We start from the raw sequence: 24,003 nt of genomic DNA on the forward strand, positions 1-24,003 counted from the left end.
TTCCCGGTGAACTCGTCGGGCAAGTTGGATCGGAAGGCGTTGCCTGTTCCGGTGTTCGAGGCGGCGGAGTTCCGGGCGCCGGTTACCGAGGCCGAGCAGGTTGTGGCGGCGGTATTCGGTGAGGTGCTCGGGTCGGAGCGGGTTGGTCTCGACGACGATTTCTTCGCGTTGGGTGGCAATTCGTTGGTGGCGATGCAGGTGGCTGCTCGTCTCGGCGCCGCACTGGACACCACGGTGCCGGTGCGCGAGATCTTCGAGGACTCCACGGTTGCCGGACTGGCAGCACGGGTCGCGGAGCTCGGCGGTCAGGGAAGTCGCAAGGCACTGGTCGCAGGGGAACGTCCGGAGCGGTTGCCGCTGTCGTTGGCGCAGTCTCGGATGTGGTTCCTGAACCGGTTCGACTCGGAGTCGGCGGCGTACAACATTCCGGTGGCGATCCGGTTGTCGGGTGCTCTCGACGTCGATGCGTTGCAGGCTGCGGTTGCCGATGTCGTTGCCCGGCACGAGGTGCTGCGCACGGTGTACCCGGCAACGGCGGACGGCCCGGTTCAGGTGATCCTTCCTGCCGACGGTGCGGTGCCGGACCTGTCGCCCGTCGTGGTCGCCGAGTCCGAGGTGACCACGGTGGTCGGGGAGTTCCTGCAGGCCGGTTTCGACGTTACCGAGCAGGTGCCGGTGCGCGCACTGCTGTTGCGCGTCGACGGCGCGGAGACCGTGCCGGGCGGCGTGGTCGAGCATGTCCTGGCTGTGGTGGTGCACCACATCTCGGCGGACGGGGCCTCGATGCGACCGTTCACCCGGGACCTGATGGTGGCGTACGCGGCCCGCTCCGCCGGGGTGGTCCCGGACTGGGCGCCGTTGCCGGTGCAGTACGCGGACTTCACGTTGTGGCAGCGGGAGGTGCTCGGCTCCGAGTCGGATCCGGAGTCGCTGATCGCCAGGCAGCTGGGCTACTGGAAGTCGGCACTGGCCGGCCTGCCGGACCAGCTCGACCTGCCGACGGACCGGCCGCGGCCGGCAGTCCAGTCGTATGACGGCGGCCAGGTCGGATTCGATGTGGACAGCGACCTGCATCGACGACTCGGCGAGCTGGCGCGCGAACACAACATGACCCTGTTCATGGTCGTGCATGCCGCATACGCGGTGTTGCTGGCTCGGTCCTCGGGCACCGGCGACATCGCCGTCGGCACGCCGTTCGGCGGGCGTGGCGAGGCGGCGCTGGACGACATGATCGGCATGTTCGTCAACACGCTCGTCTTCCGGACCGAGGTTGACGGGGCGGAGACCTTCGCGGAACTGCTTGCTCGGGTGCGGGAAACGGACCTGGGCGCGTTCGGGAACGCGGATGTCCCGTTCGAGCGGTTGGTCGAGGTGCTGAACCCGACGCGGTCCACCGCGCGGCATCCCTTGACACAGGTGGGTTTCTCGTTCCAGAACATCGCCGCGACGAAGTTCGAGCTGCCGGGGCTGTCCCTTGCGGCGGTGGACTTCGAGGGTGAGGTCTCGCAGTTCGACCTGAACCTGATCGTGGCCGACCGGTACGACGAGGACGGCGCTCCGGCAGGTCTGTCGGGCGGGATCACCTATGCGACGGCGCTGTTCGATCCGTCGACGGTGCAGACGTTTGCGGACCGGTTCGTCCGGATCCTCGAGGCGATGGTTACCGATCCGACCACAGTGGTCGGCGATGTCGAACTGCTCGAGCCCGCCGAACGTGGTGTGCTGCTGGAGAAGTGGAACGAGACGGGGCACGACCTGCCCGCCGGCCAGCTCTTGCTGGACGGCTTCCGGCGTCAGGTGCAGCTCTCGCCCGATGCGACCGCGCTGGTCTTCGAGGGACAGTCGCTGTCCTACGGAGAGTTCTCGGCACGGGTCAACCGGCTCGCGCGCCGGCTGATCGCCGAGGGCGTCGGCCCAGAGTCCTTGGTTGCCTTGGCTGTCCGCCGGTCACTGGACTTGGTGATCGGAATCTATGCGGTGCTCGAGGCGGGTGGCGCGTACGTGCCGGTCGATCCGGATCACCCGATCGACAGGATCGGACACATCCTCGACACGGCGGATCCGGTGTGCGTGCTGACCACGGCGCGGGACGGTTTCGCCGGCGCCGGGAACCGGTCGGTGCTCCGGATCGACGAGTTGGAGCTGTCCGGCTTCTCCGAGGCGCCGGTCGAGGCGGGGGAGCGGGTGACGACGCTGCGGCCCGACCATCCGGCGTACGTGATCTTCACGTCGGGTTCGACGGGCAAGCCCAAGGGCGTCGCGGTCTCGCATGCCGCGATCGTGAACCAGATGGAGTGGATGCAGTCGGAGTACCGGCTGGACGCCTCGGATGTGTACCTGCAGAAGACGGCGACCACATTCGACGTGTCGCTCTGGGGCTTCTTCATGCCCCTGCGGGTGGGTTCGCAGCTCGTGGTCGCGACGCCGGACGGGCACCGCGATCCCGGCTACGTTGCGGCCAGGATCGCCGAGCACGGTGTGACGGTGACGGACTTCGTGCCGTCGATGCTGACCGTCTTCTCGGCGTCGGTGTCTGCGGACGATCTCGCCTCACTGCGCCAGGTGTTCGTGATCGGTGAGGCGCTGCCGGTCGAGACGGTGCGCGAGTTCGCACGGGTCTCGTCCGCGGCGGTCCACAACCTGTACGGCCCGACCGAGGCCGCCGTGTCGATCACCTACCGCGAGGTCACCGGCGGCGACCAGGGTGCGGTGTCGATCGGCTGGCCGCAGTGGAACTCGCAGGTCTACGTGTTGGACGCGCGTCTTCGGCCGGTTCCGGTCGGGGTGCCCGGTGAGCTGTACCTGGCCGGCACCCAACTGGCGCGCGGCTACTTCGGCCGGGTGGACCTGACCTCCGATCGCTTCGTCGCGAACCCGTTCTCCGCGACGGGTGAGCGGATGTACCGGACCGGTGACCTGGTCACCTGGGGCAAGGACGGCGAGCTCGGCTACATCGGGCGCACCGACTTCCAGGTGAAGTTCCGCGGTCAGCGGATCGAGCTCGGTGAGATCGAGACGGCGCTACTGGCACACGAGTCGGTGCTGCAGGCGGCGGTGCTGGTGGTGGCCACCGCGACCGGTGACCAGTTGGTGGCCTACCTGGTGCCGACGCCGGGGGCGAGCCTGGAGGTAGCCGAGATCAAGTCCTTCGCTGCCAACTCGCTGCCCAGCTACATGGTGCCCGCGTCGGTGACGGTGCTCGCCGAGTTCCCCCTGAACTCGTCCGGCAAGTTGGATCGGAAGGCGCTGCCGGCGCCGGTGTTCGAGGCGCGGGAGTTCCGTGCGCCGTCCACCGCCACCGAGCACCTGGTGGCGGAGGTGTTCGCCGACGTGCTCGGGATCGAACGGGTCGGGTTGGACGACGACTTCTTCGAGCTGGGCGGAAACTCGCTGGTTGCCGCGCAGGTTGCGGCACGGCTGGGTGCCGCGATCGATGCACGGATTCCGGTCCGGATGGTGTTCGACGTCTCGACCGTGGAGGCCCTGGCCGTCAGCGTGCACGAGGCTGCCGGCACGGGTGGGCGGATCGCACCGATCGCGGGGCTGCGTGACGGGCGGATCCCGCTGTCGCTGGCCCAGCAGCGGATGTGGTTCCTCAACCGGTTCGACACGAATTCCGCAGTGAACAACATTCCGTTCGCGGTGCGGTTGGTGGGCGAGTTGGATGTTGAAGCGATGCAGGCCGCGGTCGGTGACGTCCTGGAGCGACATGAGGGCCTGCGCACCGTCTACCCCGAGTTCGACGGGGTCGGTTACCAGGAGATCCTGCCCGCGTCGGAGGTGTCGCTGCCGCTGACACCCGTGTCGATCGGTGCGGACGAGGTGCTGGCGCGGGTGCTCGACGTGGTCGGCAACGGCTTCGACGTCGCCGCCGAGGTGCCGGTGCGTGCCGAGCTGTTCCGGATCGAGGGCGCCGGCGAGGTCCAGGAGCACGTGCTGGTACTGGTCGTTCACCACATCGCCGCGGACGGCGCATCGATGGCACCGGTGACCCGGGACCTGGTGATGGCGTACCTGGCACGCAGTGCCGGGACGTCGCCGGCCTGGACGCCGCTCGAGGTTCAGTACGCGGACTACACGCTCTGGCAGCGTCAGGTGCTCGGAAGCGAGGACGATCCGCAGTCGCCCATCTCCCGGCAGCTCGGACACTGGCAGGAGGCGCTCGACGGCCTGCCCGACCAATTGGACCTGCCGATGGACCGGCCGCGTCCGGCCGTCGCCTCGAACCGTGGCGCGACCTACACGTTCTCGGTCGACGCGGGGGTCCAGGAGGGTCTCAACCGCGTTGCTCGGGAGAACCACGGCACGCTGTTCATGGTCGTGCACGCGGCGCTGGCAGTGATGCTGGCTCGGTTGTCGGGGACCGGCGACATTGCGATCGGTTCCCCCGTCGCGGGTCGCGGCGAGCGGGCATTCGACGACGTCGTGGGCATGTTCGTCAACACGCTGGTCCTGCGGACCGAGATCGACCCGAGTGCGTCCTTCGAGGAGCTGCTGTCGCAGGTGCGCGAGTCGGACCTGCAGGCGTTCGGTCACGCGGACGTGCCGTTCGAGCGGCTCGTCGAGGTACTGAATCCGACCCGGTCGCAGGCCCGTCATCCGCTGTTCCAGGTGATGTTGGTCTTCCAGAACCTCGCGCAGAACTCGTTCGAACTGCCCGGACTCACCCTGTCCGCGGTGGAGTTCGATGCGGCCGTCGCGAAGGTCGACCTGCAGCTGACAATCTCGGAGAACGTCGGTGCACAGGGTGAGGCGGCGGGCCTGACGGCCCAGTTCACCTATGCGACGGATCTGTTCGACGAGGCGACCGTCGCCTCGTTCGCGGACCGGTTTTCGCGGATCCTGGTGGCCATGACGGCGGACCTGTCCGTTCCGCTCGGCGACGTCGAGATGCTCGGCGCGCCCGAGCGCGAACAGGTGCTCGGGTGGTCGCGCGGGCGCCGGACACACGCTGACGAGCAGTCGGCGGTGTCGTTGTTCGCCGGCCGGGCGGACGTGTGCCCGGACGTGACGGCAGTGGTGTCGGGTGACGAGTCGCTGACCTATGCGGAACTCGACGAGCGTTCGACGGTCCTGGCCCTCGAGCTCATCCGGTTGGGCGTGGGTACCGATGACGTCGTGGCGTTGGTGCTGCCGCGTGCGGTGGCATGGGTTGTGGCGATGCTCGCGGTCTGGAAGGCCGGGGCAGCGTACGCGCCTGTCGACCCGACCTATCCGGTGGACCGGATCGAGTCGATCCTCGAGGACACCGGCGCTCGCTGCGTGGTGAGCGAAGCGGCTCGTGAGCTCTCGGTCGCCGTTGTCGCGTTGGACGAGTTCGTCGGGGCCGCAGCGCCTTCGGTGCGTCCGGTCGATCGGTGGCGTGAGGCCGGTGCGGGTCGTCGGTTGGGCTATGTCATCTCCACGTCGGGTTCGACGGGCAAGCCGAAGCCGACGCTGGTGCCGATGGCCGGCATCGAGAACACACTCGCGTGGTACCGCCGCGAACTGCCGGCCGGTGGCGGACTGCTGATCGCGTCGTCGCCGAGCTTCGACCTGACCCAGAAGAACGTCTGGGCGGCGTTGACCTCGGGCTGCACGATTCACCTCGCGGCCGACGGCTTCGACCCGTGGGACGTCCTGCGGATCGTCGGCGGCGGGGGCGTGGCGGTGGCGAACATGTCCCCGAGTGCGTTCGAGTCCGTCGTCGACAGCGATGTCGACGGGGTGCTGTCCGCGCTCGAGGTCGTGTTCCTCGGTGGTGAGCCGATCAAGGTCGGCAAGCTCGCCGCGCTGATGAACTCCGGTCTGCGAGTGGTCAACAGCTACGGCCCGACGGAGGCGTCGGACGTGGTGTCGTTCCAGGATGCGTCGGTTTCGGACGTCACCGGGGTGCCGATCGGGCATCCGATCCCGAACATCGACCTGTTCGTGTTGGACCGTCGGATGCAGCTGGTCCCCGCCGGTGTGGAGGGCGAGCTGTACGTCGGCGGCGCCGGTGTGGGTCGTGGCTACGGTGGTCGGTTCGACCTGACCGCGGACCGGTTCGTCGCGAACCCGTTCGCCGGGCCCGGCGAACGGATGTACCGCACGGGTGACCTGGTGCGCTGGAATGTGGACGGCAACCTGGAGTACATCGGGCGGTCGGACTTCCAGGTGAAGCTGCGGGGTCAGCGGCTCGAACTCGGCGAGATCGAAGCGGTGTTGCTCGAGCACGATGCGGTCGGGCAGTCCGTCGTGGTCATGCACTCCGATCCGCACACCGGTGACCGGTTGGTGGGGTACGTGGTGGCGGACTCGGGAAAGACCGTCGACGTCGTCGATCTCAGGTCGTCGCTGACGATGCGTTTGCCTGCGTACATGGTTCCGTCTGTGGTGATGGTGCTCGAGCGCTTGCCGTTGAGTGCCAACGGCAAGGTGGACCGGAAGGCGTTGCCGGTGCCGGAGTTCGTGGCCGCCGAGTACCGTGCCCCGTCGACTCCGGTGGAACAGACTGTCGCCGAGGTGATGGGCGAGGTGGTCGGTGTCGAGCGGGTCGGGATGGACGACAACTTCTTCGACCTCGGCGGCAACTCGCTGATCGCCACTCGGGTGGTGTCCAGGCTGAGCGCCGCGCTGGACATCCAGGTCTCGCTGATGTGGCTCTTCGCCGAACCGACGGTCGGCTCGTTCGCGGCCCGGATCGACGGGGTTCGGGCAGGGGGCGACGGCGGCAGCGCGAGCGCCTTCGACGTCCTGTTGCCGATCCGCGAGGGATCGACTGCTCAACCGCTGTTCTGCGTCCATCCCGTCGTCGGCCTGTCATGGGCGTTCGCGGGGCTGACGCAGCATCTCGACGGGTCGCGCGGAATCTACGGTCTGCAGGCGCCCGCGCTCAGCGAGGCGGGCCCGTTGCCCGAGTCGATCGAGGCGTGGGCCGACCGCTACGTGCGGGAGATCCGCTCGGTCCAGCCCGAGGGGCCGTACCACCTCCTCGGCTGGTCGCTCGGCGGCGTCATCGCCCACGCGATGGCGGTTCAACTGCAGTCCGAGGGCGAGGAAGTTGCGCTGCTGTCGATGATGGACAGCTTCGTCAACGTCGATCACGGGAGAGCTGCGACCGCCCGTCAGATGAACACGCGTGATCTGCTCGGGCTGCTGCTGCCCACCGCGGAACTCGAGGGTGTCGACGTGGACGCGGCACTGTCCGTGGATGCGGTGGCCGAATTGGTGGCGGGTCTTCCGGAGCCGTTCAACGCATTCGGCCCGGAACAGATCGCCAAGGCACTGGAATCCGCGGAACACTCCACTTCGCTGATTGCGCAGCACCAGCCGCGGGTGTTCAAGGGTGACCTCGTGTACTTCACCGCGATGAGTGACGATCCGACCGGTGCGTCGGGAGCGATGAGCTGGGACAACGCAATAGAGGGGCAGATCGACAACCATCCGGTCGAGTCGACGCACTGGGAAATGGCGTCGCCCGACTCCCTGGCCCGCATCGGCGAGGTTCTCGAGTCCTTCTGGGTGGTCGAGGAGGGCGCCGTCGACACTGCCGACGACAGCCAGTTCTGACGAGACAGGCACGAGCGCAAGACAAGATCAGTATGAGAGAGGTAATTCCATGAGCAACCCCTTCGACGACGAGAGTGGCCAGTTCCTGGTGTTGGTGAACGACGAGGGTCAGCATTCGCTGTGGCCGACGTTCGCCGACGTGCCGGCAGGCTGGACCACGGTGCACGGTGAGGCGTCGCGGCAGTCGTGTGTTGAGTATGTCGAGGCGAACTGGACGGACATGCGTCCGAAGAGCCTGATCGCTGCGATGGCGGCCGATGGCGAGAGAGCTGCGCTCGACAGCTGACCGCACACAACGGGAAGGGGCTCCAGCCGAATGGCTGGAGCCCCTTCCCGTTTCCTCGGTCGGTCGTCGCGGCGTGGTGCTATCCGGCGAGGGCCTGGTCGTGCACGCCCCGGACGGCGCGCCCGGACGGATCGGCCATCGCCGCGAACTCCGGATCCCATTCCAGTGCAGCGGGAGTCGAGCAGGCGATCGACTTGCCGCCCGGCACGGAGGCCGCGCATGCATCGCCGGGGAAGTGGAGTTCGAAGATCGAGCGGTACAGGAATGCCTCCTTGGTGGCAGGCGTGTTGTGTGGGAACCGCTCGGCCGCGGTGGCGAACTCAGTGTCACTGACGACGATCTCGGCGTGATCCTTGAGGCCGTCGATCCACCCGTAGCCGACGCCGTCGGAGAACTGCTCCTTCTGCCGCCACAGGATCCGGTCGGGCAGTGCGCCGTCGAATGCCTCGCGGATGACGGCCTTCTCGATCCTTCCCTCGCCGGCCATCTTGTACTGCGCGTCCATTCCCATTGCCGTGTCGAGGAACTCGAGGTCGAGGAACGGGACTCGGGCCTCCACTCCCCACGCCATCATCGCCTTGTTCGCCCGGAGGCAGTCGTAGTTGTGCAGCGCGTCGATCTTGCGGACCGTCTCCTCGTGGAACGCCTCCGCGGACGGGGCCTTGTGGAAGTACAGATAGCCGCCGAAGATCTCGTCGGCTCCCTCGCCGGAGAGCACCATCTTCACACCCATCGCCTTGATTCGCCGGGCCAGCAGGAACATCGGCGTCGACGCCCGGATGGTGGTGACGTCGTAGGTCTCGATGTGCCGGATCACCTCCGGCAGGGCGTCGAGGCCCTCCTCGAAGGTGTAGACAAACCCGTGGTGCTGCGTGCCGAGCATGTCCGCGGCGAGCTGCGCTGCGGCCAGGTCGGGGGATCCGGCCAGGCCGATCGCGAACGAGTGCAGGTTCGGCCACCACGCCTCGGTTCGCGAGTCGTCCTCGATGCGTTCGCGGGCGAACTTGGCGGCGCACGCCGCGACCAGGGACGAGTCGAGCCCGCCGGACAGCAGCACGCCGTACGGGACGTCGGTCATCAGCTGGCGCCGTACGGCCTGCTCGAAAGACTCGCGTAGCTCGGTCGCGTCGACACGGGTTCCGTTCGTGGCGGCGTACTCGCGCCACGGCTTGTCGTAGTAGCGGCGCAGTTCGCCGGTCGCGCCGTCGTACACGTGCCCCGGCGGGAACTGCGCGACGTCGGCGCAGAGGTCGGCGAGCGCCTTCATCTCCGAGGCGACGAGCAGGTGCCCGTCGGCGTCGTGGCCCCAGTACAGCGGGCACACCCCGACCGGGTCCCGCGCGATGAGGAACCGCCGGCGGTCGGCGTCCCACAACGCGAACGCGAAGATCCCGTTGAGTCGGCTGACGAAGTCGTCGTCGCCGGTGCGGTACAGGGCGTTGATCACCTCGCTGTCCGATTCGGTGGTGAAGTCGTAGTCCAGGCCCGCGCGCAGCTCCCGGTGGTTGTAGATCTCACCGTTGACGGCCAGCGCCAGGTGTCCGTCGCGGGACCGCAGCGGCTGCGCGCCGCTCGTGAGGTCGACGATGGCGAGGCGTTCGTGGACAAGCACCGCGCCGTCATCGGCGAACACTCCGCTCCAGTCGGGTCCACGGTGGCGTTGCCGTCGGGACGCCTCGACGGCTCGGACCCTCAGCGCAGCAAGGTCTTCGTCGGGGTGTAGTCCGAAGATGCCGAAGATCGAACACACGGAAATTGACTCCTTGCCACGGCGGGTGTCGCGGGACGATGGTGTGAGGGTTCGGAGTGGCGAGTCGTCGGCTGTTGTGCGGGCCGAGGCTGTGCGCTCGCCGCCCCGTTCGGTTCAGTGACAGTACTCGGAAGTAGGGTCCCGCCGGTCCGGTTTAGACAACATTGCCTGGACAGCTGTCCAGTGCTCGTCAGGCGTGGTTTCCTGGTTGCCCGGCAAAGGCAATCCTTCCTTTACAGGTCCTCTCGGGACCTGTTCGATGCAGGCATGACCGCAGCCATCGACATCTTCCTGATCCTGCATTTCATCGGCCTCGCCGCGATCATCGGCAGCTACATGACCGTGCTCAAGGCGCCGCGGGTGATCCCGGGCATGCTGCACGGCGCGATCCTGCAGGTGGTCTCCGGTCTCGCCCTGGTCGGCCTGAACGAGGCGAACGACGCCGACCTGAACCACATGAAGGTGGGCATCAAGCTCGTCATCGCGATCGTGATCCTCGTCGCAGCGGTGCTCGGCCTGCGCAAGGCGAAGGAGGAGCCTGCTGCGGCCGGTGGTGCCGCGGCCGTGACGGTCAACTCCACCGCGACGCTCGCCCATGTGATCGGCATCCTCGCCGTCGTGAACGTTGTCATCGCGGTCGTCTGGTAACCCGGTACGCAGCGAGAGAGGCCGCGCCCGCGTGTACCCGGGCGCGGCCTCCGTCGTTATCGGGCGGTTCACTCCCAGATGCCGGCTTTCTCCAGGTGCGCGAGCAGCCGTTCCGCGCCGTCGGCGAAATGGGCCCGAGTGATCCGTCCCGCCTCCGCGGCGTCCCCGGCCTCGAGTGCCGCGATCAGCTTCTCGTGACTGGCGACGGCGGTCGCACCCCACTGCGCATCCGACGAGTACAGATGCGCCGGGGTGTACCGCAGGGCGCCCAGCAGGAACCAGGACAGCTTGTTCGCCGCCGCGAGCCGGTTGAGCAGCCGGTGGAACCCGAATTCGAGGTCCTCGACCTGGGCGGCGTCGCCGTTAGCCACCGCCTTCGCCAGGCGGTCCTTCGCGTCGCGCATCTCGCCCAGCACCTGAGGGGTCACCGCAGGCGTTGCGCGGATCGCGAGCTGCTCGGCGATCTGCCCTTGCAGCCAGAACAGATCGTGCACGTCCGCCCGGGTCAGCGGGGCCACCACGTAACCGCGATGCGGGACCAGCTCGACCAGGCCCTCCCCGCGGAGGGTCAGCAACGCCTCCCGAACAGGGGTGACGCTCACACCGAGGTCTGCCGCGGTCTCGTCGAGCCGGATGTAGTCGCCCGGTCGGACCACGCCGGACATGATGAGCCCGCGCACGTGCGCCGCGACGTCGTCCGAGAGTTGCGGCCGTCGATGCAGCGCTCGCCCCGCCGTAGCACCGCGGTCCTTGCCTGTCGTGGTCACTTGGCGCCTCCTTCCGGCGGTTCAGCATAGGCGGTGGGAGGCGTGGCCTCCGCGGTCGTTCAGAGGCCGTAGGTCTTGCCGATGATGTCGCGCTGGATCTCGCTGGTGCCTCCGAAGATCGTGGACACCAGTGCCGAGCGGACGTGCTTCTCCATGTCGAACTCGGCGGCGTAGCCGTAGCCGCCCATCATCTGCATTCCGTCGAGTGCGACCCGCCGCGCGGTCTCGGTGGCCTTGAGCTTTGCCATCGATGCCTCGCGCGGGAGCATCATGTCGGGATTCGCGTCGGCCTGACGCGCCACGCTGTAGACGAGCAGCTTCGTGCACTCGATCTCGGTGGCGAGGTCGGCGATGCGGTGTCGCAGGGCCTGGAAGGTGCCGATGGGCCGACCGAACTGCTTGCGCTGCGAGACGAAGCCGAGCACGTCCTCGAACGCGCGCTCGGCGGCGCCGAGCGCCATGGCGGACAGAATGAGCCGTTCGAAGTTCAAACCGGTCATCAGCTGTCGCCAGCCACCGCCGACTTCGCCGACCACCGCGTCCTCGGGCAGGACGCAGTCGGTGAAGTAGAGGTCGTTGGTCTCCTTCTGGCCGCCCATCAGCTCGATCGGGCTGATCTTCAGCCCTGGTGTGTTCGCGGGCACGTGGAACATCGTCAGTCCCTCGTGCTTGTTCTCGCCACGGCTGGTGCGGGCGACGAGCAGGATGTTCTCGGAGATGTGCGCGTTCGAACACCACGTCTTCTGGCCGTTGACGACCCAACCGTCGGCGGTCTTCTCCGCTTTCGTACTCAGGTTGCCGACGTCGGATCCTGCTTCCGGCTCGGACATCGAGATCGACTGGGACACGCCGCCGACGATGCCCCGCAGGACCGACTCCTTCTGCGCCTCGGTGCCGAACTTCGCGTACGCGCCGCCGGTGATCAGGGTCGGGCCGATCGCTCCGATCGGTGCCATCCCGCGAGCGGTCTCCTCGAGCAGGATGCACATGTCGACCATGGTCGCGTCGGAGCCGCCGTACGCCTCGGGGACCGTCAGGCCCAGCCATCCCAGGTCGGCCATCTTGGAGTAGACGCCCTGGTTGTGGTTGTGCGCGCCGTTGCCGGTGAGTTTGTCGCGCTTTTCCCGCGTCCCCGCTTCCCGTTTGCAGAAGTCCGCGACGGCCTGCGCGAAGGCTCGCTGTTCGGTGGTGAAGTCGACGCTCATCGTCTCTCCCGTGGTCAAGGGTGGTGGTCGTGCACCTGGCACGTCGGCGAACTCGGCGCGGTGAGATCTTGCCTGTCGCTCGGGCACGGCCTAGTGTGACGGCCACAACAGTAAGACAAATCAAATATATGTGATGTGATTTCGGGCCGGAAGTGCGTGAATCCGCGAGGATCGACAGGTACCAGGCCGGACCCGACTCGATCGCCACACCGACGGAGGAAAACCCCCATGTCCCAGGGGACCGACAACAAGCCGAGCACCGCCGAGGCGCCCGACGCCGCAACCACCTTCGCCTCCCTCGACCCGCGGACGGGCAGTGTGCTCGCGGAGTACCCGATCCACGACGCCGACGATGTGGCCGCCGCCGTGGCACGCGCCCGTGAGGCCTCGGTGTGGTGGTCGGCGCTCGGCTTCGACGGCCGCAAGAAGTGGCTCCAGAAGTGGAAGGCCGCGATCGCTCGCGACGCACAGTCCCTGGCCGGCGTCATGGCCGCCGAGACCGGCAAGCCCGTCGACGACGCGATCCTCGAGATCATGCTCGCCGTCGAGCACCTCGACTGGGCGTCCAAGAACGCCGGGAAGGTGCTGGGCCGCAGGAAGGTTCCGTCGGGGCTGGTCAGCGCGAACCAGGAATCCACGCTCTACTACCAGCCACTCGGCGTCGTCGGTGTCATCGGCCCCTGGAACTACCCGGTGTTCACGCCGATGGGCTCCATCTCCTACGCGCTCGCGGCAGGCAACACCATCGTCTTCAAGCCGAGCGAGCTGACGCCGGGTGTCGCCGTGTGGCTCGAGGACAAGTGGAAGGCGCTCGTCCCCAATCAGCCCGTGTTCCAGGTCGTCACGGGCTACGGCGCGACCGGCGGTGCGCTCGTCGAAGCGGGCGTCGACAAGGTCGCCTTCACGGGCTCCGGTCCCACGGCCAAGAAGGTGATGGCCGCCTGCGCCAAGACTCTCACCCCGCTCGTCGCCGAGGGCGGCGGCAAGGACGCGATGCTCGTCGCAGCCGACGCGGACCTCGACGTCGCGGCGAGCTTCGCCGTGTTCGGCGGCATGGGCAACGCCGGGCAGACCTGTGCCGGTGTCGAGCGGATCTACGTCGCCGACGAGGTCTACGACGCCTTCGTCCGCAAGCTCACCGACAAGGCGTCGCGACTGCGCGTTGGCGGCGACAAGGACTCCTCGTACGGTCCGATGACGCTCGACCGGCAGAACGCCATCGTGCGCGGACAGGTCGAGGACGCACTGGACAAGGGTGCCCACGCGCTGCTCGGTGGACGCGAGTCGCTGCGCGAGCCGTACATCGACCCCGTCATCCTGGGCGACGTCCCCGAGGACAGCTCCGCCATGACCGAGGAGACCTTCGGTCCACTCCTCGCGGTCAACCGGATGCGCGACCTCGAAGACGGCGTCGAGAAGGCCAACCGGGCGAACTACGGGCTCGGCGCGTCGATCTTCACGAAGGACAAGGCCCGAGCGGTCAAGGCCGCCGAGAACCTGCGCACCGGCATGGTGTCGATCAACTCGGTTCTCGGATTCGCGGGAGTCGCGGCGCTGCCGTTCGGTGGCGTCGGAGAATCCGGATTCGGTCGCATCCACGGTGCCGACGGGCTGCGCGAGTTCACGCGTCCGAAGGCCGTCACCCGGCAGAAGTTCAAGGCCCCGCTGAACCTGCTCACGATGGAGCGCAAGGCTCGTGACATGAAGATCGCCGCCTGGATGCTGAAGACACTGCACGGCAAGGGCTGAGTCCGCAGCATCGAACAGCCGTCTGCGCTGGGTGAATGTCCACCCGGCGCAGACGGCTTTTGCGCTATACGCTTCGTTCCGGTCGATCTCTGCCCACCCCGGGTACACGACTCGAACAGGAGGCACCCGTGCGCCAGCTGAAGGCCAAGGATGCCTGGTTCGTGTACGTCGACACGCCGCGTTCCCGTCAGGCGTACATGTCCGCGTACGTCCTCGTGCCCGACGCCGCCGCCGGGCGACTGCCGGATCGGGGCGAGATCACTCGCTGGTTCGAGGAGCGTGCGGTCCTTCCCGTCCTCCGTCAGCGGCTCGTGCGGGTACCCCTCGATCTCGATCATCCGTACTGGGTCGACGACCCCGACTACGACGTCGGCCGACACCTCCACTTCCACGGCGAGCGAGGCTGGGACGAGTCCAGGACGATGGTCGCGGACATCTCCACCGAGCCGATGGACGAACGGATCCCGCTGTGGGAGATGCACGTGATCGATCGCGTGCACGGGGTGCCGGACACCGAGGGCCCGGCCATGCTGGTCGTGATGAAGATGCACCACGCCATGATCGACGGCGTCGGCAGCAGCGCGGTGACGACGACATTGTTCGGGGATGCGCTGCCTTCGGACGTCGGTGGGCCGACGCGTCGCGACCGGGTGCCGGGTTCGGCCGAACTGGTCGTGCGTGCGCTCGCTCGCGTGCCTCGCACGGTCGTCGACACCGTCGCCGCTGTCAGGAGGGCGCGCGCGAACTGGAGTGCACTCGAGGTGTCCCGCGCGAACGCGACGTATCCGCTTCCCCCGCAAGGCCTTACGGCTACGCCTCTGGACGGGCCGGTCGGTCCGCGACGGGTGCTGGAGGCGGAGCACTTCTCGTTGCCGGAAGTGCAGGAGGTCAAGGCGCGGATCGGCGGCGTCACCGTGAACGACCTGATGCTCACGGTCGTCGGTGGTGCGATGCACGCGTACCTGGTCGAGCAGGGGCACCCGCCGTCCGGCTCGCTGTCCGCGTCCGCGCCGATGTCGATTCGTGCGACCGGTGCAGGTGCCGACTCGAACAACAGGTTCGTGATGATGATCGTCGATCTGCGAACCGACATCGCGGACCCGGTGGCCCGGGCCCGCGCGGTTCACGACGCGGTGATCGGTGAGCGCACTCGTCTCGGTGTGCCCGCCGAGGCGGCCGTTGCGTACGTGGAATACATGTTCCCGGGCTGGGTGTTCCGGGCCGTCCGCCGAATCCGGACGTGGCGGGGGACCGATGCCGGCGTTCGCAGGCCCTTCAACACCTTTGTCAGCAGCGTGCCCCGCGACATCGCGGAGGTGCGGGTCGCCGGCACCACCTGTGTCCATTCGTTCGGTATCGGACCGCTGGACGGGACGGGTGTCGGGCACGCGGTCGGGGCGATCGGAGAGCGGCTCGGCCTGAACACCGCGGCCGATCCGGAACTGCTGACGGACTCCCGGCGGTACTCGGAGCTCCTCCGCCAGTCGTACGCCGAGCTTCGCGATGCGGCGCGGCAGAGCGTGGACAGCTGAGCCCTGGCAACACCCGACATGAACGCCGGCACCTGAGATTCGCGAGGGTGCTCTCCAGGAGAGGCCGGAACGTGCAGCAGTTGTCGCCCCAGGACGCATGGTTCCTCTACTCGGACAGCGCCAGGTTCCGGCAGGCGTACGTGTCGGCGTACGCCTTCGCGCCGGTCGACGGGACTTCCCGGCCGCCGACCCGTGATGAGATCGCGCGGTGGGTCGAGGACCACGCGACCCTGCCCGACCTCCGCCGGCGTCTCGTGCGCACACCACTCGACCTCGGCCGCCCGTACTGGGTGCAGGACCCGGACTTCGACGTCGCCAACCAGGTGAGCTTCTACGGCCCGTTGTCGTGGGACGGGCTGCGCGGGTTCCTGGCGGCACTGGCGAGCACACCGATGGACGACGGTCGCCCGCTCTGGGAACTCCATGTCGTGGACCGCGTGGACGAGGTGCCCGGAACGTCCGGTCCCGTCACCGTCGTCGCGATCAAGATCCACCACTGCGCCGCGGACGGGGTAGCGGGCGCGCAGGCCATCACCGCGCTCTTCGGTGGCGACGTCGCGGACGTCGAGCCCACCGACACCCGGCGTGGTCGGGTCCCGTCGGACCTGGAGTTGGTCGCCCGCGCGGTCGCGGGCATTCCCCGCGGAATCGCGCAGCTCGTCGCTGCGGCCAGGACGGCGAAGGAGAAGCGTCGGGCGCAGCTGTCCGAGCGCGAGACCGCGTCGTATCCGCTTCCGCCGCAACGCCGCACGCCGACCTCGCTGGACGGGCCGGTCGGCTCCGCCCGAGTCCACGAGGTGGAGGTCTTCTCGCTGGCCGAGATGCAGGAGATCAAGGCCCGGATCGGCGAGGTCACCGTCAACGACCTGATCCTCACGATCGTGGGCGGTGCATTGCGGGCGTACCTCGTCGAACAGGGGGAGGTGCCGGGCGGTTCATTGGCGGCGTCGGTGCCGATGACGGTTCGTGGCACGCAACCGACGTCGGATTCGAACAACCAGTTCGTGATGACGGTGGTCGGCCTGAACTCCGACATCGCGGATCCGGTCGCCCGAGCCCGCGCCGTGCGCGCCGCGGTCCTCGGCGAACGCAACCGCATGTCCGTCCCTGCCGAGGCCGCCGTTCTCGCCGTCGATTTCGTGCTGCCGGGCTGGATGTTCCGGGTCGCGCGAGCGCTGGAGCAACGCTGCGGAACACCGTCCGACGGGGACAGCGAGGGTGGGCGGCCGTTCAACACCTTCGTCACCAGCGTGCCGCGCCGCGCGACACCACTGCGTCTGGTCGACATGACCGCGGTGGCGGGCTTCGGCACGACCAACCTCGACGGAACCGGCACCTCGCATTCGGTCCGCTCCACCGGTGACGTGCTGGCCCTCAACATCACCGCAGATCCCGCACTGCTGACGGACTCCCGGCGCTACGCGGAGCTCATCCGGAAGTCGTACACCGAGCTGAGGGACGCGGCGTTCTCGACAGCGTGAGAGCGAGCCGCCTCAGCTGTGCAGCACGGTCAGCATGAGGGTCTGCATGCGGCCACGGGCGATCGCACCGGTGTCGAACCGCATCTGCCTGCCGACGTCGAGGGTCTGCCCGAGCGCGGCGTGGACGAGGAACCGTGCCTCCGCCTGCTGACGTTCCGGATGCACTGCGGTGAGCAGATTGACCCATTCCTCGATGTGGAGGCGCTGGACGTTGCGGAGGCTGGTGCGTTCACTCGCAGGCAGGTTGCCGATCTCGGCGAAGTACACCGCGATCACGTCGGGCTGGGCGAACGCGAGGTCGATGTACGCGCCAGTGAGGCGCTCGAGCGCTTCGGCGGGGTCCGAGGTGCTGCCGAGTGCGGACTGGGTCGCGACCGCGAGCCGGTCCGCGGCACGGTAGAACGCGGCCGCGAGAAGGTCTGCCTTGCTGGGGAAGTGCCGGTAGACGCTCGACGCGTTGATTCCCGCCGCCGCACCGATCTCCTCGATGCTGGACTCGTGGTACCCGCGTCGATCGAAGATCTTCATGGCCTCGGTCAGAAGCAGTTCGCGCTTCGACGTCACGGACAGTCCGCCCGCGGCCGGGTCGTCGATCGTCGTCCGCGCCGGAGTCGCCGCCGCGAGGTCGCAGCGCAGGACAGCCCATGCCGCGCTGCGGAGCAGTTTCTCGGTGCGCCGGTTGGCGAGTGGTGCTCGGTGCGCGGTGATGCTGCCGATGACGCTGAGGGTGGACGCCGCGATCGCCGCGGCATCGCCCTCGGTCAGTTCGGGGCGCATTTCCCGCAGCGGCACCGTCAGCATCTCGTTGAGCGCCGCGAAGTCGGCCCGCATGAGAGCCCGGTCGTCGGGTTGGAGGTACCGGCCTTCCCAGCGGTAGAGCCCACCCGTGGTGCGGTTCTCGATCGTGGTGGACAGCAGTGCGTTCACCACGGCGTCGAGGCGCTGCTCCGGGCCTGCGTCCGGGTTGGCCTCGACTGCGCCCTCCGCCTTCTCGCGCAGGGATCCCACCGTGCCGAGTGCGGCCTGGACGAACAGCGCGTACTTGTTGGGGAAGTGCCGATAGAGCGCCGGGCCCGAGATGCCGAGTCGCGCGGCGATGTCGTCGACGCCGACCGCGTGGTAGCCGCGTTCGCTGAAGGCCTCCGCCGCGACGAGCGCGATCTGTGCCTTGCGGTTCTTCGGACGCTTGCGAGGTGCCGACGGGTCCGGAACCGACCGACTGCGGGTCGATTGCGTCATCGGGCCTCCTGAATTCTCCGGGGGAATGGTAGCGGAGCGCATGATCGGCCTCCGACGAGTGCGAGCCGTCCTTCTCCGGCGCCGATCTCGGTTCCGGTGGGGGCGCGGCTTCGGATTTCCCGTTTCACTGACTGATTCACTCTTGACAGTACGCGGACCGTCGACGAAAGTTAACGCGAATTCGCACTTGTTCGTGACGGATCTCACCCCCGTTGCGTCCGCTTCGCCCGTTTCGTCCCCGACGAATGTGAGGGCGGGGCGCCGCATTCCAGGAGTGATCGAAAGCAGATGACCGCAAGCATGAATCGCCGCAGCGCCGGACACGGGTCCGGCGGCTGCAGGCGGGGAGGTGGATCAACGTGTTGAGAACTCGCTTCACGGAGGTGTTCGGAGTCGAGCACCCCATCGTCCAGGGTGGAATGATGTGGGTTGGCCGCGCGGAACTGGTTGCCGCGGTGGCCAACTCGGGTGCACTCGGGTTCATCACGGCTCTGACGCAGCCGACTCCGGAGGATCTCGTCAAGGAGATCGCACGCTGCCGCGACCTCACGGACAAGCCGTTCGGTGTCAACCTCACGATCCTGCCGTCGATCACCCCGCCGCCGTACGCGGAGTACCGGCAGGCGATCGTCGAGTCCGGCATCAAGGTCGTCGAGACGGCCGGCTCCAACCCGGTGGACCACCTCCCGCACTTCAAGGACGCGGGCGTCAAGGTGATCCACAAGTGCACCAGCGTCCGGCACGCCATCAAGGCCGAGCGGGTCGGCGTCGACGCGGTCAGCATCGACGGATTCGAGTGCGCAGGCCATCCCGGTGAGGACGACGTCCCCGGCCTCGTGCTGATCCCGGCCGCGACCGCTCAGGTCCGCATTCCGGTCATCGCCTCGGGTGGCATCGCCGATGCGCGCGGCCTGGTCGCGGCGCTCGCGCTCGGCGCGGAGGGCGTCAACATGGGCACCCGCTTCATGTGCACCCAGGAGTCGCCGGTCGCGGACGAGGTCAAGCGCCAGATCGTCGCCAACAGTGAACTCGACACCAAGCTGATCTTCCGCACCCTGCGCAACACCGCGCGCGTCGCATCCAACGCTGTCAGCAGTGAGGTCGTCGACATCGAATCCCGCGGGGGCGCCACCTTCGAGGACATTCGCGAGCTGGTCGCAGGCGCCCGTGGCCGGAAGGTCTTCGAGGACGGCGATCTCGACGCCGGTATCTGGACCGCAGGCCAGTGTCAGGGTCTGATCGACGACGTCCCCACGGTCGGAGAGCTGGTGTCCCGCATGGTCGCAGAGGCCGAAAGCATCATCGCGGGCCGGCTCGCCGGGATCGCCGGGGCGACCCGATGACCGAGGCGAGCGGTGCCGTTGTGCCGAGTGAAGCCGAGCACGACGTCGCGCCGAGCGGGGCAACCGTCGAGCGGATCGGGGGGCTGGTCGTCTCCCACGACGCAGGCGTCCTGCGCATCACCATCGCCCGCCCGGAGCGGATGAACGCGATCGACCTGGACACGATGCGCACCCTCGGGGATCTCGTCGAGACCCGCGCCGCGGACCGCGACGTCCGTGTCATCGTGCTCGCGGGCGAAGGTGGACCCTTCAGTACCGGCGCCGACCTGATGGCCGCCGCGACCGGGCCCGCGACCGACCCTCGCGTGGTCATGGACACCGCGAACAGGGTCGTCCGAGCGATCCTGACGGCGCCGGTTCCGGTCGTCGCGCAGGTTGACGGCGCCGCAGCCGGTGTCGGCGCGTCGATCGCGCTCGCCGCGGACCTCACCTACGCCTCACCGAAGGCGTACTTCCTGCTGGCATTCGTCAACATCGGTCTCATGCCCGACGGCGGTTCGAGCATGCTCGTGCCCGCGTCGATCGGCAGGGCCCGCGCCGCCGAGATGGCCTTGCTCGGTGAGCGTCTCGGGGCGGAGGACGCCCACGCCGCGGGTCTGATCACCCGGGTGCTCCCTGTCGAGGACCTGGGCGCGCACGTCGACGCGGTCGCCGCGAAGTTGGCGGCGGGACCGAGGCGAGCGCTCGAACTGACGAAGCGATCGATCACCGCAGCAACTCTCGCTCGCGTCGAGGCCGCGTTCGAGATCGAGACCGAGGGTCAGATCGAACTCCTCGGATCGGCCGATTTCGCCGAGGGTGCCGCCGCGATGCTCGGAAGGCGCAAGCCCAGCTTCGGCTCCTGAACGTCACGTAGCACCCCCGGAACACATGCCGGGACAGTAGTGTCCGAGTTTGCGAATACTTGTTAACAAAACGGCCCATACCGGCCGCTTCGTTGCCATAATCGACCACAGCCGGAGAGGCGCCCCCACCGCGCCGTTCAGCTCCGTGACAGGGAAGGCCACGACGATGTCACCCGATCTCCTCACACAGCCCCTCCAGTCCCGCAGGAATCACTGGAACAATCAGGTCGCGACCCACGCTCTGATGCGTCCCGACGAGACCGCGTTGCGTTTCCTCGGCGCGACCACCACCTGGGCCGATCTGCACGGCCGCAGCGAAGCCCTCGCGGACGCCCTGCACCGCCGCGGTGTCGGCTTCGGCGACCGCGTGCTGATCGTGATGCTCAACCGCACCGAATACATGGAGGCCGTGCTCGCGATCAACGCGCTCGGCGCGATCGCCGTTCCGGTGAACTTTCGCCTCACCCCGCCCGAGATGGCCTACATCGTCACCGACAGTGGTTCGAAGGTCGTCGTCACCGACGGTCAGCTTGCCCCGCTCGTCGCCGCGGTGCGCCAGCAGGTTCCGGAGCTCGCCGTCACCATCGTCGCAGGCGGCGAGACCGCCGACGGCGCCCTGGGCTACGAGGATCTCGTCGCCGAGTCCGGTGACCCCCGTCCGGCCGTCGATCTGCCAGAGGACATTCCGGCGCTGATCATGTACACCTCGGGCACCACCGGCAGCCCGAAGGGCGCAGTGCTCTCGCACGCCAACATGCAGGCCCAGGCCCAGACGTGCATCCGCGCGCTCGGCATCCGCTCGAACGGCGACGTCGGATTCTGCGCCTCGCCGATGTTCCACATCGCCGCACTCGGCAGCATGGCGCCGAGCCTGCAGCTCGGTGTGCCGACCGTCATCCACCCGCTCGGCGCGTTCAACCCGGTCGAACTGCTCGACGTGTGGGAGTCGGAGCGGGTCACCACCGCGTTCCTCGTGCCCGTCCAGTGGCAGGCCATGTGCTCGATTCCCGGTGTCAAGGACCGTGACCTCGCGCTGCGCGTGATCAGCTGGGGCGCCGCCCCGGCTTCGGACACGGTGCTGCGCGCGATGGCCGACACCTTCCCGAATGCGGTCAACGTGGCCGTCTTCGGCCAGACCGAGATGTCGCCCATCACCTGTGTGCTCGACGGTGAGGACGCGCTGCGCAAGCTCGGTTCCGTCGGCAAGGTCATCCCGACCATCCAGGCCCGCGTCGTCGACGACGAGATGAACGACGTCCCCGTCGGCTCGGTCGGCGAGATCGTGTATCGCGGACCGACCATGATGAGCCACTACTGGAACAAGGAGGCCGCCACGGCGGACGCCTTCGCCGGTGGCTGGTTCCATTCGGGCGACCTGGTTCAGCAGGACGAGGAGGGCTTCGTCTGGGTGGTCGACCGCAAGAAGGACATGATCATCTCCGGCGGCGAGAACATCTACTGCGCCGAGGTCGAGAACGCACTGTTCGGCCACCCGAAGGTTCTCGAGGCCGCGGTGATCGGGCGCACCGACCCGAAGTGGGGCGAGGTTCCCGTCGCGGTGGTCGCACTCAAGGAGTCGGTGACCGAGGGCCTCACCCTCGAGGAGCTCGCCGCCTACCTCGACGGTGTCCTGTCGCGATACAAGCATCCGAAGGAGCTCGTGATCGTCGACGCGCTGCCGCGCAACGCCAGCGGCAAGGTCGTCAAGGGTGACCTCCGCAAGTCCCACGGCACCGAGGGTGTCCGCGTCGGCTGACGCTGTTCGACCGGTGGTGCCGTGGTTTCGCGACCGTGGCGCCACCGGCGGTGCGGGTTTTCCTCGGGGGTGCGGGGCGAACTTGCAGGTGTGCGCGGTGGCGAACCCCTTGTCGGCCTCACCCCGTCCACATAGTGTTATGCGAATCCTGATTCACATATATGAGAGTCGAACGTACTTCGACCGAAACAGGGGGGAGCGCAGGTGACGTACGAGTTGCCCGCGGCCAAGGGACCGCTTCGCGATGTCGCGAATCAGGGTGGCTATCTGATCGGCTTCGCGGTCATGTCGTTCGTGGCGCTGATCAGGGCCGTGTTCGCCCGGCGGCTCTCGATCAGCGAAACCGTCACCCAGACCCTGTTCATCGGACGAGTGAGCACCGGCCCCTCGCTGTTGCTGATGATCCCCATCGGCGTGTTCATCGCCGTCTCCGTCGGTGAACTCGCAGGTCGGATCGGCGCGGGTGGTTACTCGGGCGCCGTCGTCGCGTTCATCATCGTCGGACAGGCCGCAGCGCTCGTCTGCGCCCTGATGATGGCAGGCGTCGCCGGCTCCGCGATCTGTACGGACCTCGGCTCGCGGAAGATTCGCGAGGAGATCGACGCGATGGAGGTCATGGGCCTCGACGTGATCGAGCGCCTCGTCGCACCCCGCCTGGTCGCCGCGGTCGTCGTCTCACTCGCACTGTGCGCGATGGTCACGTTCGGCGGCGTGATCGCCTGCTACCTGTACCACATCTACGTGCAGCACCTGCCTGCCGGAACGTTCATGTCCACCTTCAGTCAGTACGGCCGCATGTCCGACTTCGTGATGGCGTTGGTGAAGGCCGCGGTCTTCGGTCTCACGTCGACCCTCGTCGCCACGTTCAAGGGTCTGCACACCAAGGGTGGTCCTCGCGGAGTCGCCGACGCCGTCAACGAGGCCGTCGTCATCGCGTTCGCGCTGGTGTTCATCGTGAACACCGCGTTGTCCGCGCTGTACACGGTGATCGTGCCTGCGGTCGGGGCGTACTGATGGTCGACATCGACGTCCGCTACCGGCTCCGCCGTGCCACGGCTCCCGCTCATCGGGTGGTCGACGGGCTCGCCTCCATCGGCAGGCACGTCACCTTCTACTGCAAGACGATCGCGTCGATGCCGTTCGCGTTGATCCACTACCGCAAGCACGTTCTCGCCCAGATCAGCGAGGTCAGCTTCGGCACCAACTCCGTGCTCTCCGGCGGCGGCACCATCGGCATCGTGTTCGCGATGTCGCTCGCCGCAGCGATGATGCTCGGCGTGGAGACCCAGCGCGGTCTCGAACTGGTCGGCATGACGACCATGTCCGGGATGCTCTCGGCCATCGCGAACACCCGCGAACTCGCACCCGTCGTCGTTGCCATCGCACTCGCCGCGAAGGTCGGCACCGGATTCACCGCTCAGGTCGGAGCCATGCGGATCTCCGACGAGATCGACGCCCTCGACGCCATGGCCATCCGATCGATCCCGTTCCTCGCCAGCACCCGCGTGCTCGCGGCGATGGTCTGCGTCATCCCCATCTACATGGTCGGTCTGCTGGCGAGCTACCTCTCGACACGCCTGGTCATCGTGGTCTGGGGTGGTGCCTCCGCGGGAACCTACGACTACTTCTTCCACCTGGCACTGTCCCCGCAGGACCTGGTCTACTCCGCGCTCAAGGCCGTCGTCTTCGCGGCGGTGGTGTCACTCGTGCACTGCGCCTACGGGTACTACGCGTCCGGCGGACCGTCCGGCGTCGGGCAGGCGGCCGGACGGGCCCTGCGGACCGCGATCCTCGCCATCGGGATTCTCGACGTGCTGATGACGTTCGCGCTGTGGGGTCTCGTGCCGCAGATCCCCGGATTGGGGATCTGAC

General features: G+C 67.9%; 15 protein-coding genes. 11 read left to right on the forward strand and 4 right to left on the reverse strand.

Annotated elements, in window-relative coordinates; all coding sequences use genetic code 11:
• On the forward strand, nt 1-7,530 hold a 7,530-nt coding region (locus FFS72_RS16485), incomplete at its 5' end, for a non-ribosomal peptide synthetase (protein WP_137874961.1).
• Nucleotides 7,531-7,579: 49 nt separating this feature from the next.
• A complete protein-coding gene (locus FFS72_RS16490) occupies nt 7,580-7,816 on the forward strand; it encodes an MbtH family protein (RefSeq protein WP_137874962.1) in 237 nt (78 codons plus the stop codon).
• 79 nt (nt 7,817-7,895) lie between these two features.
• Here FFS72_RS16490 and asnB read toward each other — a convergent pair whose 3' ends face one another.
• On the reverse strand, nt 7,896-9,566 hold the full coding sequence (gene asnB, locus FFS72_RS16495) for an asparagine synthase B (RefSeq protein WP_137874963.1): 1,671 nt from the start codon (nt 9,564-9,566) through the stop codon (nt 7,896-7,898).
• A 267-nt stretch (nt 9,567-9,833) separates the two neighbouring features.
• On the opposite strand from asnB, the gene FFS72_RS16500 reads away from it, so the two are divergent.
• Nucleotides 9,834-10,214 (forward strand): hypothetical protein, encoded by a 381-nt coding sequence (locus FFS72_RS16500; RefSeq protein WP_137874964.1) that lies wholly within the window; start codon nt 9,834-9,836, stop codon nt 10,212-10,214.
• Nucleotides 10,215-10,282: 68 nt separating this feature from the next.
• On the opposite strand, the gene FFS72_RS16505 is transcribed toward FFS72_RS16500, so the two are convergent.
• Together FFS72_RS16505 and FFS72_RS16510 are read right to left on the reverse strand one after the other, a co-directional pair.
• Nucleotides 10,283-10,981 carry a GntR family transcriptional regulator gene (locus tag FFS72_RS16505; protein ID WP_137874965.1) on the reverse strand — a complete coding sequence of 233 codons (699 nt, stop codon included), beginning with the start codon at nt 10,979-10,981 and terminating at the stop codon, nt 10,283-10,285.
• 59 nt (nt 10,982-11,040) lie between these two features.
• Nucleotides 11,041-12,186 carry an acyl-CoA dehydrogenase family protein gene (locus FFS72_RS16510; RefSeq protein ID WP_137874966.1) on the reverse strand — a complete coding sequence of 382 codons (1,146 nt, stop codon included), beginning with the start codon at nt 12,184-12,186 and terminating at the stop codon, nt 11,041-11,043.
• Between the two features lie 228 nt (nt 12,187-12,414).
• Here FFS72_RS16510 and FFS72_RS16515 point away from each other — a divergent pair, with 228 nt between their 5' ends.
• From FFS72_RS16515 to FFS72_RS16525, 3 genes are all read left to right on the forward strand, one after another.
• Nucleotides 12,415-13,935, forward strand: coding sequence for an aldehyde dehydrogenase family protein (locus FFS72_RS16515; protein ID WP_137874967.1), 1,521 nt, complete (start codon nt 12,415-12,417; stop codon nt 13,933-13,935).
• A 128-nt stretch (nt 13,936-14,063) separates the two neighbouring features.
• Nucleotides 14,064-15,467 carry a wax ester/triacylglycerol synthase domain-containing protein gene (locus tag FFS72_RS16520; protein ID WP_137874968.1) on the forward strand — a complete coding sequence of 468 codons (1,404 nt, stop codon included), beginning with the start codon at nt 14,064-14,066 and terminating at the stop codon, nt 15,465-15,467.
• Between the two features lie 71 nt (nt 15,468-15,538).
• Complete coding sequence (locus FFS72_RS16525; RefSeq protein ID WP_249353368.1) at nt 15,539-16,948, forward strand: wax ester/triacylglycerol synthase domain-containing protein; 1,410 nt, start codon at nt 15,539-15,541, stop codon at nt 16,946-16,948.
• 12 nt (nt 16,949-16,960) lie between these two features.
• Here the strand turns inward: FFS72_RS16525 and FFS72_RS16530 are convergent, their stop codons facing one another.
• Nucleotides 16,961-18,187 carry a TetR/AcrR family transcriptional regulator gene (locus tag FFS72_RS16530; protein WP_137874969.1) on the reverse strand — a complete coding sequence of 409 codons (1,227 nt, stop codon included), beginning with the start codon at nt 18,185-18,187 and terminating at the stop codon, nt 16,961-16,963.
• A 362-nt stretch (nt 18,188-18,549) separates the two neighbouring features.
• Here FFS72_RS16530 and FFS72_RS16535 point away from each other — a divergent pair, with 362 nt between their 5' ends.
• The 5 genes from FFS72_RS16535 (at nt 18,550) to FFS72_RS16555 (ending at nt 24,002) form a co-directional block, all read left to right on the forward strand.
• A complete protein-coding gene (locus FFS72_RS16535; RefSeq protein WP_171018719.1) occupies nt 18,550-19,530 on the forward strand; it encodes an NAD(P)H-dependent flavin oxidoreductase in 981 nt (326 codons plus the stop codon).
• Nucleotides 19,527-20,375, forward strand: a complete 849-nt coding sequence (locus FFS72_RS16540; protein WP_249353369.1) for an enoyl-CoA hydratase — start codon at nt 19,527-19,529, stop codon at nt 20,373-20,375. Before FFS72_RS16535 ends, FFS72_RS16540 begins: the two co-directional genes overlap by 4 nt.
• A gap of 166 nt (nt 20,376-20,541) precedes the next feature.
• Nucleotides 20,542-22,131, forward strand: a complete 1,590-nt coding sequence (gene fadD5, locus FFS72_RS16545) for a fatty-acid--CoA ligase FadD5 (protein WP_137874971.1) — start codon at nt 20,542-20,544, stop codon at nt 22,129-22,131.
• Between the two features lie 204 nt (nt 22,132-22,335).
• Complete coding sequence (locus FFS72_RS16550; RefSeq protein WP_050063898.1) at nt 22,336-23,145, forward strand: MlaE family ABC transporter permease; 810 nt, start codon at nt 22,336-22,338, stop codon at nt 23,143-23,145.
• Nucleotides 23,145-24,002 (forward strand): MlaE family ABC transporter permease, encoded by an 858-nt coding sequence (locus tag FFS72_RS16555; protein WP_137874972.1) that lies wholly within the window; start codon nt 23,145-23,147, stop codon nt 24,000-24,002. The genes FFS72_RS16550 and FFS72_RS16555 overlap by 1 nt, the downstream gene beginning before the upstream one ends.
• Nucleotide 24,003: the final 1 nt, after the last annotated feature.

The organism is Rhodococcus sp. Q (assembly GCF_005503035.1).
Lineage (GTDB): Bacteria > Actinomycetota > Actinomycetes > Mycobacteriales > Mycobacteriaceae > Rhodococcus_G.

What these genes read in the sequence shown, in the direction of transcription:
- FFS72_RS16490 (WP_137874962.1), top strand. Translation starts at nt 7,580, where the DNA reads ATGAGCAACCCCTTCGACGACGAGAGTGGCCAGTTCCTGGTGTTGGTG.
- FFS72_RS16500 (WP_137874964.1), top strand. Translation starts at nt 9,834, where the DNA reads ATGACCGCAGCCATCGACATCTTCCTGATCCTGCATTTCATCGGCCTC.
- FFS72_RS16510 (WP_137874966.1), bottom strand. Translation starts at nt 12,186, where the DNA reads ATGAGCGTCGACTTCACCACCGAACAGCGAGCCTTCGCGCAGGCCGTC.
- FFS72_RS16515 (WP_137874967.1), top strand. Translation starts at nt 12,415, where the DNA reads ATGTCCCAGGGGACCGACAACAAGCCGAGCACCGCCGAGGCGCCCGAC.
- FFS72_RS16530 (WP_137874969.1), bottom strand. Translation starts at nt 18,187, where the DNA reads ATGACGCAATCGACCCGCAGTCGGTCGGTTCCGGACCCGTCGGCACCT.
- FFS72_RS16540 (WP_249353369.1), top strand. Translation starts at nt 19,527, where the DNA reads ATGACCGAGGCGAGCGGTGCCGTTGTGCCGAGTGAAGCCGAGCACGAC.
- fadD5 (WP_137874971.1), top strand. Translation starts at nt 20,542, where the DNA reads ATGTCACCCGATCTCCTCACACAGCCCCTCCAGTCCCGCAGGAATCAC.
- FFS72_RS16555 (WP_137874972.1), top strand. Translation starts at nt 23,145, where the DNA reads ATGGTCGACATCGACGTCCGCTACCGGCTCCGCCGTGCCACGGCTCCC.